10 protein-coding genes and 1 pseudogene are annotated in these 16,136 nt (G+C 43.3%); 7 read left to right on the plus strand and 4 right to left on the minus strand.

Annotation, left to right across the window (positions count from 1 at the left end):
* On the minus strand, positions 1 to 3,863 hold a 3,863-nt coding region (locus ACYTXL_RS21390), incomplete at its 3' end, for an nSTAND1 domain-containing NTPase (protein WP_461926489.1).
* Positions 3,864 to 3,935: 72 nt separating this feature from the next.
* Here ACYTXL_RS21390 and ACYTXL_RS21395 point away from each other — a divergent pair.
* Complete coding sequence (locus ACYTXL_RS21395; protein ID WP_461926490.1) at positions 3,936 to 4,268, plus strand: CU044_2847 family protein; 333 nt, start codon at positions 3,936 to 3,938, stop codon at positions 4,266 to 4,268.
* Positions 4,228 to 4,812, plus strand: coding sequence for a hypothetical protein (locus ACYTXL_RS21400; RefSeq protein ID WP_461926491.1), 585 nt, complete (start codon positions 4,228 to 4,230; stop codon positions 4,810 to 4,812). The genes ACYTXL_RS21395 and ACYTXL_RS21400 overlap by 41 nt, the downstream gene beginning before the upstream one ends.
* Here the strand turns inward: ACYTXL_RS21400 and ACYTXL_RS21405 are convergent.
* Positions 4,732 to 5,154, minus strand: coding sequence for a hypothetical protein (locus ACYTXL_RS21405; protein WP_461926492.1), 423 nt, complete (start codon positions 5,152 to 5,154; stop codon positions 4,732 to 4,734). The two genes, ACYTXL_RS21400 and ACYTXL_RS21405, sit on opposite strands and share 81 nt — an antisense overlap.
* 121 nt (positions 5,155 to 5,275) lie before the next feature.
* On the opposite strand from ACYTXL_RS21405, the gene ACYTXL_RS21410 reads away from it, so the two are divergent.
* Together ACYTXL_RS21410 and ACYTXL_RS21415 are read left to right on the plus strand one after the other, a co-directional pair.
* The gene (locus tag ACYTXL_RS21410) at positions 5,276 to 7,702 is read left to right on the plus strand and encodes a GH116 family glycosyl hydrolase (protein ID WP_461926493.1); all 2,427 of its coding nucleotides are present in this window, start codon (positions 5,276 to 5,278) and stop codon (positions 7,700 to 7,702) included.
* 1,598 nt (positions 7,703 to 9,300) lie between these two features.
* Positions 9,301 to 9,771 carry a HetP family heterocyst commitment protein gene (locus tag ACYTXL_RS21415; protein WP_461926514.1) on the plus strand — a complete coding sequence of 157 codons (471 nt, stop codon included), beginning with the start codon at positions 9,301 to 9,303 and terminating at the stop codon, positions 9,769 to 9,771.
* A gap of 902 nt (positions 9,772 to 10,673) precedes the next feature.
* Here the strand turns inward: ACYTXL_RS21415 and rpe are convergent.
* Entirely contained in the window at positions 10,674 to 11,381 is a 708-nt protein-coding gene (gene rpe / locus ACYTXL_RS21420; RefSeq protein ID WP_292804129.1) for a ribulose-phosphate 3-epimerase, read from the minus strand.
* Positions 11,382 to 11,608: 227 nt separating this feature from the next.
* On the opposite strand from rpe, the gene ACYTXL_RS21425 reads away from it, so the two are divergent.
* Complete coding sequence (locus ACYTXL_RS21425) at positions 11,609 to 13,204, plus strand: S8 family serine peptidase (RefSeq protein WP_461926494.1); 1,596 nt, start codon at positions 11,609 to 11,611, stop codon at positions 13,202 to 13,204.
* A 383-nt stretch (positions 13,205 to 13,587) separates the two neighbouring features.
* Here ACYTXL_RS21425 and ACYTXL_RS21430 read toward each other — a convergent pair whose 3' ends face one another.
* Positions 13,588 to 13,836 carry a hypothetical protein gene (locus tag ACYTXL_RS21430; protein WP_461926495.1) on the minus strand — a complete coding sequence of 83 codons (249 nt, stop codon included), beginning with the start codon at positions 13,834 to 13,836 and terminating at the stop codon, positions 13,588 to 13,590.
* Positions 13,837 to 13,955: 119 nt separating this feature from the next.
* Between ACYTXL_RS21430 and ACYTXL_RS21435 the strand changes: the two are divergent.
* Together ACYTXL_RS21435 and ACYTXL_RS21440 are read left to right on the plus strand one after the other, a co-directional pair.
* Positions 13,956 to 14,140, plus strand: a pseudogene (locus ACYTXL_RS21435) (RNA-guided endonuclease TnpB family protein); the annotation flags it as partial.
* 468 nt (positions 14,141 to 14,608) lie between these two features.
* Entirely contained in the window at positions 14,609 to 15,937 is a 1,329-nt protein-coding gene (locus ACYTXL_RS21440; RefSeq protein ID WP_461926496.1) for a serpin family protein, read from the plus strand.
* Positions 15,938 to 16,136: the final 199 nt, after the last annotated feature.

Genomic DNA, 16,136 nt, shown 5'->3' on the forward strand with positions numbered 1-16,136 from the left:
AGCAAAGGTTCAGCCAAGGTCAGACTTTGGCGGTTCCACAACCGTACCGTGCGGTCATTACCGCCACTGACAATGGTCTGCCCATCGGCGCTGATAGCGACAGACCTGACATTACCCTCATGACCGTGCAATGGTTCAGCTAAGGTCAGACCTTGGTGGTTCCACAACCGTACCGTGCGGTCATTACCGCCACTGACAATGGTCTGCCCATCGGCGCTGATGGCGACAGAATTGATATAACCTTCATGACGACGCAATGGTTCAGCTAAGGTCAGACTTTGGCGCTTCCACAACCGCACAGTGCCGTCACGACCGCCACTGACAATCGTCTGCCCATCGGCGCTGATGGCGACAGAATTGACATAACCTTCATGACCAAGCAATGGTTCAGTTAAGGTCAGACCTTGGTGGTTCCACAACCGCACAGTGCCGTCACGACCGCCACTGACAATCGTCTGCCCATCGGCGCTGATGGCGACAGAAGAGACATTCCCCTGATGACCAAGCAATGGTTCAGCTAAGGTCAGACCTTGGCGGTTCCACAACCGCACTGTGCCATCACGACCGCCACTGACAATCTTCTGCCCATCGGCGCTGATGGCAACAGAATTGACCCAACCCTTATGACCACGTAATGGTTCAGCTAAGGTCAGACCTTGGCGGTCCCACAACCGCACTGTGCCATCACTACCGCCACTGACAATCGTCTGTCCATCCGCGCTGATGGCAACACAATAGACATAATCTTCATGACTAGGCAATGGTTCAGATAAGGGAAAACCTTGACGGTTCCACAACCGCACTGTGCAGTCATTACTGCCACTGACAATCGTCTGCCCATCCGCGCTGATAGCGACAGAAGAAACATAATCCTCATGACCAAGCAATGGTTCAGATAAGGGAAAACCTTGGCGGTTCCACAACCGCACTGTGCGGTCATCACCGCCACTGACAATGGTCTGGCCATCGGCGCTGATGGCGACAGAATTGACCCAACTCTCATGACCACACAATGGTTTAGCTAAGGTCTGACCTTGCAGGTTCCACAACCGCACTGTGCCGTCATCACTGCCACTGACAATCGTCTGCCCATCGGCGCTGATGGCAACAGAAGAGACATAACCTTCATGACCACGCAAAGGTTCAGCTAAGGTCTGACCTTGCAGGTTCCACAACCGCACCGTGCGGTCACGACCACCACTGACAATAGTCTGCCCATCGGCGCTGATGGCGACAGAAGAGACATTCCCCTGATGACCACGCAATGGTTCAGCTAAGGTCAGACCTTGGCGATTCCACAACCGCACTGTGCCGTCTTCACCACCACTGACAATCGTCTGCCCATCGGCGTTGATGGCGACAGAATTGACATTACCCTTATGACCACGCAAAGGTTCAGCTAAGGTCAGACCTTGGCGGTTCCACAACCGCATTGTGCCGCCAACACCGCCACTGACAATGGTCTGCCCATCGGCGCTGATGGCGACAGAACTGACAACATCCTTATGACCACGGAAAGGAATGGAGACTCTTGCTTTATTCTTCACTTGATTCAAACTGTTCTGAACTGGTGCGAGAATCTGCTGGGGTAGTTTCTCCAGATTCTCACCCATAGCTTGAATTGCCAAAACTAGACTTTCTAGGGGTTGGAAAGGCAATAAATTCTCTACCCTCGCGGCTTTCTCTCGCAATCGTGATTCAGTGAGTGCCGTTTCCAGTTCGGCAATGCGGTCTTTTTCATGGGCATTGCTGCGCTGGTAAAAATCCTCATCTTCTTGGGGTGATTGTAAATGGGGCTGCAATTGTTGCCAGCTATCCCTCACTTCCGCCAGCAGTCCCCCTTGCATCAAATATTTGTCATCCTCTCTTTTGTTCACCCATTCCCGCCGCGTGTCTTCTAACCGATCGCTCAACCGTCGCAAATCTCGGTCTTGTTGTCGCCACTGAGCAAACTGCTGCCAACCTTCAATTAAAGCTTCATGGGCTAAATCAATCCAAGCTTTTCCTTGTTCATCTTTCCCTGTAACCAACAAGCGTCCCTTAACTAATCCCGCTTCCCCATCTAATAACTCACTAAGTTCTTGCTGCTGATTGGCGTCATCACCTGCAATATTTAATAGTGTGGCTTTTGGTTGGCGCTGTCGGGTGTCTTTTTCCCCCTCTCCCGTTCGCACTAAGCGCAGAAAAATTCGCCCAATCCATTCTTTCTCCTGCTGACTGCGTTCTTCGGTTGGGGATTCCTTCTGGTAATTTTGCCACTGATAAACCTTTTTTGCATGGAGATTTAACGCCCCAGTTAATCCTCCCAACTTTTCATATTCCTCTAGGGTGAGTTGATGTTGATTGCGATCGCGTTTTTCCCAGAGTTTGGTTAAAGCAAACTCCAACAGAGGCAAAAACCCCGGTTCTTGTTTCACATCTTCAAAAATCTTCAGTATTAGCCCTTCTTCAACACTATGACCTTGAAGTTTGGCTGGTTCGGCGATCGTGTCCTTTAAATCAACTCCGGTTAAAGGTGGCATATAAACTGCCTGGATTTGAATTAACTGAGTCAGGGAGGGATATTGCAAACAGGGTTCGAGAAAATCCGCTCGCATGGTAATCACAACTGCTAACCGCGAATCGGTAATCTCTACTACCTGAGTCAGTAAGTCAATAAATCTCTGCTTTTCTTGCTGACTAGCACCGCCAGTAAATACTTCCTCAAACTGATCCACTACCAATAAAAGTTTTACTGAACTAGGGAGATTTTCGAGAATTGCAGATAAATTATTCTGCTCATTGTCAATTAAATCCTTCAGTTGCTTCTCTTTTCTAGCCCCTAGAAAAAATTGTTTAAAAGCTCCACGCAACTTAATTAAAGGTTCAAATCCGGGTTTAATTGGTTCTAAGACTTGCCACTCCCTATCATCTAATTGTGGAATCAAACCCGCCTGCACTACTGAAGATTTGCCACTCCCCGATGCGCCAATGATCGGGACAAATTTAGCCAAGTCGAGTTTCTGTTGAATATCGTTAACTACTTTTTTACGACCAAAAAAGAATTTTGCGTGTTGCTTGTCAAAAGCTTCTAAGCCCCGATAGGGACATTCGTCAAGTACTTGTGGAATAACTACTAATTTCTTGGGTGGATACCAAACCAAAGGAATTGACCTACCACCGCCCATGTAAATAGGTTCTTGTCCACTCTGCTTGAGTTCTCGTGAAATGAAGCTGATCAAGTCATTGACATTAATTTCCCCGGTAGCTTCATCAGCTTTATCTTCAGCAAGTCCTTTGAGAATAGCTTTGGTGAAAATTCCACCTTCGTTATCTTCACGCGCTCTTTCAAAGGCACGAGAGGCTGTAATTAAGCTGTAGTCTTGTTTGCTATTGAAAACGGAGAAACCAGACTTGATAAAACTCCTCTCTAATAAAGACCCCGCATAGCAGCAATCCAGCAATACTACTAAGCTGCTGAGTTGAGATTTAGCAATTAAAGTGTTGAGATCATCAAAGGCGATCGCATTCTGTCCATCTACTTTATTACAATCCGAAGTTGCCAAAAAGCCTTTCGGTTCACCTGTGAGGCTGAGTGCTTCAAAGCCATGTCCGGCAAAATAAATCAGTACCTCACTACCTTTGGCCTTCTCCAGTAGAAACGTTCTCAGTGTTTGACCGAGTTCTTTACCAATTAACTTTTTATCCGGTGTGACTTGCCAGCGATTTTCACCCTCGATTAGCTTACCCGGTAACGGCTGAACATCAAACCGGCCATGTTCACGCAGCAGCTGTGCTATTTTTTCTGCATCGTTGACAGCTTTTGGTAAGTTTGTCAAATTGTCATACTTAGCAATGCCAATCACCAGGGCATATCGAGGCATAGCGTCTAATCAAATATCCGTTTTTACGTAATATTACAAGAGTAACAACTTAAACATTAACTGAGGCTACTAATGTCACAAGTGCAACGCCTGATTGTCAAAGAAGATGATCAAGAGTACGAAATCTATGTGGAATCAAACACAGCCGAGGAGGTTCCAGAAGAAGAGGAACCAGGATACCGTGATGGTTTACCCACGGTTAATATGAAAGAATTTCAAAACAAAGTTCGTGATTATGCCAAGTTAGCAGTTGGGGCATTTAAGAATTTACCTGACGCTGAAGAGGTAACAGTTAAGTTTGGCATCAAGTTGGGTGGTAAAACTGGCATTCCCTTTTTAACTGAGGGTTCAGCAGAGAGTAACTTTGAAATTCAGGTTAAGTATAACTTGGCTGCTCAGAAGTAATAAGTATAAGTATCTGGCGATCGCTTACATCCTCAAAGATGCAGCTACACTAACAAAAATTGCCTCTGCAACTTCCATGAAGTCCACCTGCGTGGACTTAGTTTGTGTAGCCGCGACTTCTAGTCGCCAGCTTCCGAAGACAATTTACACTGCGATCACCTTTGTATCTTGCACTACGCCAGTAATTATGGAAGCGATCGCTCCGATGGTCACTGAGTTTGCCGTTCGCGCAGCGTCTCGTAGAGAAGTGCGGACTACGCCTACGCCCTCTACTCACCATCATTCACCTTTGGATCTCGGATGTTGCTGTTCTGAGCTCGAAGTTTGGTGTTCTCATCTCGAAATTTCATGTTCAGAGGGTGAAGCTTCGAGTTCAGAACTCGGAACGTCGAGCAATTTACTGCAACATCTGAGTTCTGAACCTCAACATTGCACCTTAAAAGTGCAATCACCGAGTTATTTTCTACAATGCTGCTGCTTGAGGCTTGACTTTCCGAGATTTACGGGCGAACCTTTGCCCCATTTCCTCAACTACTGTCTCTAAACCAGCGCCTTGTCCACTAGCTTTGGCATAAGTATACACCTGCAAGGCGGCTGCATAGGCTTCACTACCCACCGCTAAAAATGTATCATCCACCAATTCTTGGAATTGTGTCAGCGACAGCAATACTGGATACAACGCCTCAAACAATTGTACATCCTTCCGCATTTCATCCAGGTCAAAGGATCGCGGTAAAAACTCTGGGTTCTGTGTCGCCACCTCCAATGCAATGCTTACAAAGGCGCGGCTTTTATCTCCCATTTTGGGTAAAGCTTTGCGTTCCTCGTTAGTTAAATCAATCAAAAATGGTAGCTTTTCTTTAATTGTGGCGATCGCTTGCAACACCGCATCTCTCTCTGATTGCGCTAGTGGGCAATGCCGTGCCCCTACATCGTTATTCCCCTTGAGAAAAATCGTACATCACGCTAGTCTTCATTGACGTAACTGCACGCTGTAACATCAGGTGATGACAAATCAACTCTCTCCAGAAATTCCCTCTTGCACTTGGAACCGTCCCATCGGTTTAGGCTGGGACAAACCTTATACTGTCCGCTACGCTAGCAATATAGATGATGGTCCTTGGCATGGTATGCCTTTAGGCGGCTTTGGTGCAGGTTGCATTGGTCGTTCTTCACGGGGAGATTTTAACCTGTGGCACATCGACGGCGGTGAGCATACTTTCAAAAACGTTCCCGCTTGTCAATTCAGTGTCTTTGAGTCCAAAGGTGCATCTTCCCAAGCCTACGCTTTATCTACGCAAGCGCCCGACGATCGCACTCTCAAAGCTTGGCAATGGTATCCGACACTCCCCGGCACAGAGGGGACAGGCAATTATCACGCGCTATACCCGCGTAGTTGGTTTGTGTATGAAAATGTATTTCAAGCACAGTTGACTTGTGAGCAATTTTCCCCAATCTGGGCAGGTAATTACCAAGAAACTAGCTACCCTGTGGCGATATTCCTCTGGAATGCTCATAACCCCACAGATGCACCTATTACTCTTAGCATTATGCTCACTTGGCAAAATATGGTGGGCTGGTTTACAAACGCCCTCAAATCTCCCCAAGTGCGAGTACGCGATGATGGTAGTCCGGTTTACGAATACCAACCGCGCTGGGGCGAAAGTCAAGGAAACTATAACCAAATAGTTGAAAATACACAACAGTTTGGCTGTGTTTTAGGTGGGATTGGTAGTAGGGAACTTTTACAAGAAGGTGACGGAACTTGGTGTATTGCGACGCTGAAGCATCCCCAAGTAGAAATATTTCATCACAGCCGATGGAATCCTGAAGGAACTGGTGAGGAAATATGGCAAAGCTTTGCTAAAGATGGTTCTTTGCCCAATTATCTAGATACGACAGCAACAGAGAATACACAATTAGGGGCGGCGATGGCTACGCCGGCCGCAGGCATCGCAATCCGTTTTACTCTCCAACCAGGCGAAACTCTCGAAATCCCCTTTGTCGTCGCTTGGGATTTGCCGATTACAGAATTTGCGGCTGGAGTTAACTATTACCGCAGATATACAGACTTTTTTGATAAAAGTGGTAACAATGCTTGGGCGATCGCATCCACTGCGCTACAACAATATCAAAGTTGGCGATCGCAAATTAAAAGTTGGCAAAAACCCATTCTCGACCGCGAAGATTTACCCAACTGGTTTAAGATGGCTCTATTTAATGAGCTTTACGACCTCACCAGTGGCGGTACTCTCTGGAGTGCAGCATCGGAGCTTGATTCCATCGGTCAATTTGCGGTGCTGGAGTGCTTAGATTATCGTTGGTATGAAAGTTTAGATGTGCGGCTGTATGGTTCTTTTGCCCTGCTGATGCTGTTTCCAGAATTGGAAAAGTCGGTGATGCGGGCATTTGCACGGGCGATTCCTGAAGGTGATGATACTCCCCGAATCATTGGCTATTACATGACAATTAAGGCAGAAAGTCCGATCGCAGTTCGCAAAGTCGCAGGTGCAACACCCCACGATTTAGGCGCACCCAATGAACACGTCTGGGAGAAAACCAACTACACCAGCTATCAAGACTGCAATTTGTGGAAAGATTTGGGTAGTGATTTTGTCTTGCAAGTATACCGTGATTTTCTGCTCACGGGTGCTGACGATGTAGAATTCCTGGCAGATTGCTGGACTGCGATCGTTCAAACCCTCGACTACCTGAAAACTTTTGACCTTGATGGCGATGGGATTCCCGAAAATTCCGGCGCACCCGATCAAACCTTTGATGATTGGCGGTTACAGGGTGTCAGCGCCTATTGTGGTGGGTTGTGGTTAGCGGCGTTGGAAGCTGCGATCGCAATCAGCGATATTTTATTAACTTACCAGACAAGTAACACAGCAGAGTTGGCGGCGCAAAAATCCGCTTATGAAACTTGGTTACAACAATCTCTTCCTATCTACCAAGAAAAACTCTGGAATGGGCAATATTACAAACTTGATAGTGAAAGTGGTTCCAATGTGGTAATGGCAGATCAACTGTGCGGACAGTTTTATGTGCGTCTGCTGGACTTACCTGATATTGTACCGAGCGATCGCGCTCTCTCTGCGCTGAAAACTGTTTATGATGCTTGCTTTTTGAAATTCTGCAATGGTGAGTTTGGTGCTGCTAATGGTGTTCGTCCTGACGGTTCACCGGAAAACCCTAAAGCTACTCATCCTCTGGAAGTCTGGACGGGGATAAACTTTGGGCTGGCGGCTTTTCTTGTGCAGATGGGAATGAAGGATGAAGCGTTTAGGTTGACGGAAGCTGTAGTGCAGCAAATTTATGACAATGGTCTGCAATTTCGCACACCTGAAGCTATCACCGCAGCTGGTACTTTCCGCGCTAGCACTTACTTACGGGCAATGGCAATTTGGGGAATTTACTTAGTTATTAATTGATTGGCTATCAAAGCGGTTCTCCTTTTGATGTAACATACGTAGAGGCGCACAGATGTTCATTGGTGTCAACTTAAGAAAAAATCTGCTTTGAGAAGGCGTTTTGCCCTCATCCCCTAACCCCGAATCCCAAGTTGGGATTCGGGGAACTAGAGAATTTGCTCCCCTCTCCCAATTTTGGGAGAGGGGCTGTTCTTGTGAGGGTCAAACCTGGAAAGCTTGCCAAGTCTAACTTCTACGTTAAGTTGACACCAATGACAGATGTTCACCCCTACGAACGGCGTATTCCACATAAAGTACGTTGCTAAATTTAGCCCATGTTCATCTGAGAAAGCAGAGTCTAGATTTGTGATTTTATTTTCCGAGTGTTTCCGGAAGCAAAGGAAAATTTCAGTAATGGTAAGAGTTGAAGGATTGAGAATTTAAGACTACTCTTTCAAAAAATGCAAATATTACTAGCTTTACCCATAAATCTTGCTAATATTTCCCAAAATCTTCTCTACTTAGTTTTCCAGGGTCGAGTGCGACTACTTGCGTTTAACACAACTATTAGACCAAAAGGATAAATCTGTTAGATATTAACAGGCGTACAAATTTTTGCTGAATCAACTTAGCAATATTTTCTGTTAATTAGCTTTCTCTCTATTAGTAAAATATCTAAATTTATACAGGTTTAGCCTGCTACATCTTTTTTGTTGAAAGCATCCTGTTACGGGTGTTTTGCTTCCCTGAGTTGATAATAATTAAAACTATATATTATTACTAACCACTAATTTTGGTTTAAAACTAGGCTATTTGTGATTCCTAGATGATGCTCATGAAATATTCATGACCAGTTTACAGCGATTTCATTTAGGTAAGCTAAAGCTATAGTCTTTGTAAATCAATAGATCCAAGGCTAATAAATAACATTCTCGGATTAAAAATATTTAAAAAATATTTTTAATCCGTTTGGCTACTCACCTTTTTTTAAGTCTCTATATATTACTATTTTTAGAAGTTGTTTTACCTCATGCTTAATGGTAATATTTTCTAGTGACTCGACAATAATAAAGCGTCTAAATTGATATTGGGTGAGGGGTAAGACCCCTCATTAATTAGCAAAGGGGACAAAATTAAAAGTTGCACAATCCGCAAGTATCGCTCGAAATACATTCAGTAAATTTAACTTATAAATCTGCTAATTTAGTAGATGACATTGGCGAAAAAAAATAGTATAAATACGAATAGTGTTGTTAACACTCAAAGATAAATAAATTTTCTATCCTAGCCAAAAAAATATGCAAAATTCCCGGAAAATGCTTAATTCAACAGTAGTAAGAAATACAAGCAGGTGAACAGATAAAATTTATTTAATTAGGAGTTTAAAAAGTTTAAGAGGACAAAATTGTATCTACCTAGAGCCATGCGAGACTTTTGTCCTACCAGTTAGATGACAAGATAAAAGGTAAAAACTTACCTTTCACTCCTATTGATGATATTTTCCCACAAGCGATTGAACATCTGCAAAAAGGCTAGTGCAGTTTGTAAATCTCAATTGAAACACCAACAATCGCAGAAACTGAACTAGTTTACTTCATTCCAGATAACTAAAAACTATGATGAATCAAGACATTGCTGGCATTACTAGTAACTTAGATAAGACAGTGAAGGCTCAACAATTTGACAAAGTAGTTGAAGCAATTCTTGCTGGAAAATATTCCTGGGCATGTGTTTTAATGCTGCGATTTGCTGGGTATAATCCTCTGCATTACATTCCATATCGCACCTACAATCGAGTGCTAAAAGAAAACTCTAATGCCAGTAGGACAAATCAACAGCAAAGTGAAAATCTAAAAATGCTGAAACAGGCTAATGATTCAATATCTGATAGTAATGTATCATCAAACTGCTTAAGCAAAATCAAAGACTTAGCTTATCGGGAAGTAGTTGGTAAGCAAAAAACAGAAATTCGTGGTGGTAATTTAGATCAGAGATTGGCACAGCAAGTTAACGATCATCAATCAATGAAATCGCAATTAAAACCAGAAAACACTCAAGAGATTTCCTTGAAACGCTGTGGATTCAATTAAAACCTATTTGGAATCAATAGATTCTGCCCTAGAGTTGATTGAGTGTCTGAGAGCCTGCTATGCTAATTTAAAATTTCGAGCATGGCAGGTTTTCTATAGCAGTGATTAATTTGATATTATTTCCAAAAATCTGCCAAAATGGCAAATATATACTGATTAGATTGGTAAACTAATAACAACTACAACTGCAACCAAAATAGAGGTGATTGGCAAACAAGTTAATTTTAAAAAATAAAATCAATGATTAGTTCTGACTATGAAATAAATCAAACTGATTACAAAAGTAGTCAGCATTTCAGGGAGTAAATAACTCCTACACCAAGACCGATGACTCAACCGTTGCTACTGGTGGTTCTATTTTCGAGGAAGTCTAAGCAAAGAGAACTTGGAGCGGTAGCTTCTCCCAATCCAAATTTTACACAGCTTTCACCGACTGCAGACGGTGCGAGTAATGCTTATAAAACTTTGTAGACTGTGGTTGGTGTTGCTTTAGTTAATAAAGCAAACGCTTAACACCAACACCAGGAACGGAAATAGAAAGTTTCGGTGAAATTGTTGTCGTGGCTGGTAGAACTAGTAGATCATACGCTTCTCTTTCGACTATTGTAATCCTAGTCCTCCCAACCTGGATTATCTCTAGTTTCTCAACTTTGAATTTATATAGCAACTACTGGAAGTTCAAAACTTGAATAGCTTCCAGTTTTTTTATCTCTAAGAAATAAGAATTAAATAAGATACAATTTATGGGCTTACCTCACCCTCAATCCCTCTCCTTTATAAAGAGAGGGAAGCTAGATACAGGATGAAGTTTTGCATTTTATTTAATCCACGTTACTAAATAAAAATCAGGTGGGCAATTTGCCCACCTGATTTTTGTAAAGTACAGTTAATCTAAAAATGAATTAAACTTTGGCTAATTCTGGGGTAGGACGCTTGCTACTGCGAATTGCTGCGATCGCCTCAGCATAATCTTTAGCGTTAAATACAGCTGAACCGGCGACAACTGCGTTGGCTCCCGCTTCCAAAACTTGCCAGGTATTATTTGCCTTCAATCCTCCATCCACTTCAATCCAAGGGTCAAGACCGCGTTCATCACACATTTGACGCAGCTTGCGGATTTTGGGTAATACACCAGGGATAAAACTTTGACCACCAAAACCAGGGTTGACGCTCATAATCAGTACTAAATCGCACAAATCTAGAACGTATTCAATTAGCTCTAGAGGGCTACCAGGATTAAGTACAACTCCAGCTTTCTTACCAAGTTCTTTAATTTGTCCCAAGGTGCGGTGCAGATGTGGGGAAGCATTATGCTCGCAGTGTACGGAGATATGATCGGCACCCGCCTTAGCAAATTCCTCTACATACTTTTCTGGCTCCACAATCATCAAGTGGACATCTATTGGCTTGGTCGTAATCGGACGAATCGCCTCCACAACCAGAGGTCCTATCGTAATATTGGGTACAAAACGACCGTCCATTACATCAACATGAATCCAATCTGCTCCAGCCGCATCTATGGCGCGAATTTCGTCACCCAGACGACTAAAATCGGCTGATAGGATAGATGGAGCAATTACAATGGGCTTTTGAGATAGGTTTTGGGTCATGGCTAGTGGGTTTTTAAGCGTCCTCGTCTGTACGCATTGTAACAAAACATTGAGCAAGACTCATAATTTTGATCTTGGCTTTTTTGGGAGGATAGGGAGATGAGGGAGAATAATAACTCTTGACAAATGATTAATGACTAATACTCCTCTACGAGAGGCTGCGCCAACGGCTTCTCTACGAGACGCTACGCGAACGCTCAGTACAAGTGACCAATGACAAATGACAAATGACTAAAAAAGTAACCTGGATAATTTGGGGATTAGGTGCTTTCTGTGTGAGTGCGCCGGTAACTGCTTCAGCTTTAGAATCTATGCTGGGAACTAACGGCATTGATGCTCTAAAGTTACACCAAGCTCCTTATAATTTAATCGGTCGTAAGATTGCTATTGGTCAAGTGGAAATCGGACGACCGGGAATGTTTGGGTGGGATAAGGCGGCATCTAAAAATCGTGCTGTATCTTTAGCGGGGGTCTTCTTACGCAATGGACCAGCTAAATCAAATAGCGGTGTTGACTCTCACGCCTACAATGTCGCTGGTGTGATGGTAAGTCAAGACAAAGCTTTGCCGGGAGTTGCTCCGGGAGCGCGACTGTATTCGTCTGCGGTAGGTTCTACTAAAAACATGGGTCAGGCGGAAGAGTGCTTATCAGCCCAGCATATAGCGCTACAAAATGGTGGTGATGTCCGTGCCATTAACTTTAGCTTTGGTGAACCTCTGAGCCGCGATCCTCGACCGGAAGCTATTTTGGACGGCAATGCTTTGCTAACTTTATGTGTTGACTGGTCTAGTCACGTTCATGATGTTTTGTATGCGATCGCAGGCAACCAGGGTAAGGGGGGTATTCCGATTCCTACAGATAATTTTAACGGAGTCAACGTGGCTTTTTCATCCCGCCGAGGGGGAGTTTTTAATAAAGTAGGCGTGGCTAATCTGGCGGGTGCTAACCAAGGAGTGAGTGGAAGGCTAGCTGGAAGGGAATTTGATCTTGGTGGGCGAGGCGCTATCAGTTTAGTTGCTCCTGGCAATAACATTCCTTTGCTTAATCCCGATGGCAAAGTGAACAAGGTTACAGGCACAAGTTTTGCTGCGCCTCAAGTTACGGCTACTGTTGCTCTGTTGCAGGAATTTGCTGACCGACAGACGCGGACAAAACAACCCCACTGGAGCATCGATTCTCGGCATCATCAAGTGATGAAAGCTGTATTGCTGAATTCAGCAGACAAAATCCAAGATAGCGGTGATGGCTTACGGTTGGGAATGACTCGGACGCTAATTGATAAACAAAATAAAAACTGGCTAGATTCTGATGCTTATAAAGATCCGAAGATTCCCTTGGATGCCCAAATGGGAGCGGGTCATTTAAACGCATTTCGCGCTTATCAGCAATTTAGTGCTGGTGAATGGCCGCCATCAGCTGCGGTGCCGGCTATTGGTTGGGATTATCGTACAGTTGATGTTGGAGCATCTGTTGACTATATTTTAGCAAAACCGTTAAAGCAGGGGAGTTTTGTTGCTGTGACGCTGAGTTGGGATCGATTGGTGGAGCTCAATGATAAAAATAAAAACCAGCAATATGACGTGGGCGAAAGTTTTCGCGATCGCGGTTTGAATAATCTCGACCTATATTTAGTAAAAGCTAATACTCAAAATTCAGATGCTGGTGTCGTTTGCTCCTCAATCAGCCAAATCGATAGTGTAGAACATATTTTCTGTCCTGTTGCTGCTACTGGCAATTACAAAATCCGTGTCCAGTTTCGTCAAAAGCTCAATGAAGCCACTCAACCCTATAGTTTAGCTTGGTGGAGTGTGCCGATTAATTGAAATACGGTAGCATAAGTATCTGTGTAAAATTACAGCGTTTTTCATCTATTTGAACCACAATCTCCTATGGGGCGCACAGCAGAGGCGTGTGTCCGAATTAGGACTTACGCACTGTACAAATGCCTCGTGATGTGCGTTAACTAAAATAGTTTATTTCAGGCTTTTCTTAATTAATCCTGCGATCGTAAATAGACCATGCTGTAGGGGTATAGCAATGCTCATTGGTGTCAACTTCAGAAAAAATCTGCTTTGAGAAGACGTTTTGCCCTCATCCCCTAACCCCTTCTCCCAAGTTGGGAGAAGGGGAACTAGATAATTTGCTCCCCTCTAGCAATTTTGGGAGAGGGGCTGTTCTTGTGAGGGTCAAACCTCGAAATCATAAATTATCCAATCTTGTGGGGTGGGCAGCGTTCGACTGAGCGCTCACGCCGAAGTCTTGCCCGCCTTGGGCTACGGGACTTTGTGTCGCCCACCCCACAAGAAATTGTTGAGTATTTTTTTATTTCTTCTTTTTGAGCGATAACTAGATTAGGCTCACTAAGATCAGGTATTGATGAAAGATGTTGTCCAATACTAAATCCTGCTGCGGAAACTCTAGGGATAATTTCAGCCCACAAATCAAGTCTGACCATTAATTTGTTTCCTCTCTAATAACTTTAAATTCTTTACCAATTTATTCTGAGGCAATTAGAACTCACTTTTTTAGCGCAATTCGAGCTTTTACACAATTAGAATTAATGCGGGTAGAAGAGTTAACCCTCATTGCAACTACGTGGTTGATAGAGATTTGAATGCTAGCATCAACATTTTGAGACTAGGGCTGAGTACGGTAGGGATAGGGTCATTTAGGCTACAGAAAATTTACCCTCTTGGGCGGTTAGTGTAAACCTGTCGTCTAACGGCGAGTCTATGAATGTAGAATCTCCGCACCTATGATTGTCGGAGAGTGTCAAAATACGTTTATAGATAAATAGGAAAATTCCTAAAAATCAAAATTATTCATAACTCGTCTGCATAGCTGCCTGAATAAGGAATTTGCAATTATAGCAATCCTACTAAGTGATTCATGAGAAAACACTATCTTGCTTTATTAATGCTAGGTCTAAAATGTGACAATTAAATTATGACTAAAACAAAGGCTTTCACAGGGATTATCCTCAAATTTATGCGTATTGCTTCAGTTTAAAAAGAAGCTAATTTTTAGCCTGCGTATTTTCTCACGAATGATTTCGGGTTGTAACTATAACAAGTTGTGTTTAATTTTTCTGAGCTACTAACTTGCTGTTACAGTTTCTGTAACAGTCCCATTTTTCTATTGGAGCAAATGCAATAGTTAATCATTGACACACTATCTGCGTCAACCCTAAGCACAGATCGGGAATCTTTGGCAAGTGAGGTAAGAGAATGAATAGGCAGAAATTGAGTGATGCGAAAGAAAATTTCCTGCAAAGGCGTTACGGTGTTAGTCTGGGCAGACGTTATGCTCTGGCAGCTGCAAGTGTTGTTCTATTCGGTGTATTAGGGTGTTCTCAAGTCGATAGTAATAAAAGTGCCCTTGCCCAATCTAGTTTACCTCACCCAGAAACTCCATTGCAAAAAAAAACACTCAAGACTGATCCAAAAATCGTTGAATCTAGCAATAAGTTTGGCTTCAAACTATTTTCAGAAGTTCGGAAAAATGATCCGAGTCAGAAGAATATTTTTATCTCACCTTTGAGTGTCGCTCTGGCTCTGGCTATGACCTACAATGGCGCTAGCGGTTCGACTCAACAAGCGATCGCAAAAACCCTGGAATTACAGGGAATGAATCTACCAGAAATCAACTCTTCTTACGCGGCGGCATTAAAGCAGCTTTTAGACAATCCAGATGCGAAAGTGCAACTGAATATCGCTAACTCACTTTGGGCAAATCAAGATTTTAGGTTTGCGCCAGACTTCCTCCAGAGAACACAGGATTTCTATCAAGCCAAAGTTAGCAATTTAAACTTTAAAGATGCCGCCGCACCTAATATTATCAATAACTGGGTCAAAGAAAATACTAGCGGCAAAATCACTAAGATAGTTGAAACCATCCAACCAGACGCGGTGTTATTTTTGATTAATGCCATATATTTTAAAGGAAAATGGAGTAAGGAATTTGACAAAAGTCAAACCGCTCAATATCCGTTTTACATGGGTTCTGGCAGGCAAAAACAACACCCGATGATGTCACAGAACGGTGACTATAAATACTATGAAAGCAAACAATTTCAGGCAGTTAGTTTACCTTACGGCAAAGATGGTAAATTCAGTCTTTATATCTTTCTGCCCAAACAGAACTCTAACCTCAATGCCTTCTATCAAAACTTGAATGTTGAAAACTGGGAAAAATGGATGACTCAGTTCAGGAAACAAAAAGGGTTTATTCGCTTACCCCGCTTTCAAACAGAGTATGATGTTACACTCAATGATGCCTTAAAAACTTTAGGCATGAAAGAGGCTTTTAGCAGCAATGCCAATTTTTCTGGCATGGGTAAAAATCTTACCATTAGCGAAGTTAAGCATAAAACTTTTGTAGAAGTGAACGAAGAAGGCACCGAAGCGGCTGCGGCTACTTCTGTGGGAATAGTAGCAACAGCTTTTAGAGAAGAACCAGAACCATTCCGAATGATTGTTGATCGTCCCTTCTTCTCTGCGATTAGGGATAATCAGACGGGAAGCGTTTTATTTATGGGTTCGATCATTGAGCCATAATAAAGGACTATTGTATCGCTGCAAATGTTGTGAACATGAGCTTCATGCTGATTTGGTTGGTGCGCGGAATATTGCAATGAGAACGCTGCTAGTTCGGCAAGACTGGACTAGTACGGGGATCTTGTCAGCATCCCCTAATGTGTCGAGCGCTGAAACCAAAGCTGAAATCTTGCAAAGGTTCTCAGAATTGCGGTGGAGT

Source organism: Nostoc sp. (assembly GCF_054880495.1).

Excerpts from the sequence above, each read along its gene's own strand:
- rpe (WP_292804129.1), bottom strand. The coding sequence starts at position 11,381 with ATGACCCAAAACCTATCTCAAAAGCCCATTGTAATTGCTCCATCTATC.
- ACYTXL_RS21425 (WP_461926494.1), top strand. The coding sequence starts at position 11,609 with ATGACTAAAAAAGTAACCTGGATAATTTGGGGATTAGGTGCTTTCTGT.
- ACYTXL_RS21410 (WP_461926493.1), top strand. The coding sequence starts at position 5,276 with ATGACAAATCAACTCTCTCCAGAAATTCCCTCTTGCACTTGGAACCGT.
- ACYTXL_RS21430 (WP_461926495.1), bottom strand. The coding sequence starts at position 13,836 with ATGGTCAGACTTGATTTGTGGGCTGAAATTATCCCTAGAGTTTCCGCA.
- ACYTXL_RS21415 (WP_461926514.1), top strand. The coding sequence starts at position 9,301 with ATGAATCAAGACATTGCTGGCATTACTAGTAACTTAGATAAGACAGTG.
- ACYTXL_RS21440 (WP_461926496.1), top strand. The coding sequence starts at position 14,609 with ATGAATAGGCAGAAATTGAGTGATGCGAAAGAAAATTTCCTGCAAAGG.
- ACYTXL_RS21395 (WP_461926490.1), top strand. The coding sequence starts at position 3,936 with ATGTCACAAGTGCAACGCCTGATTGTCAAAGAAGATGATCAAGAGTAC.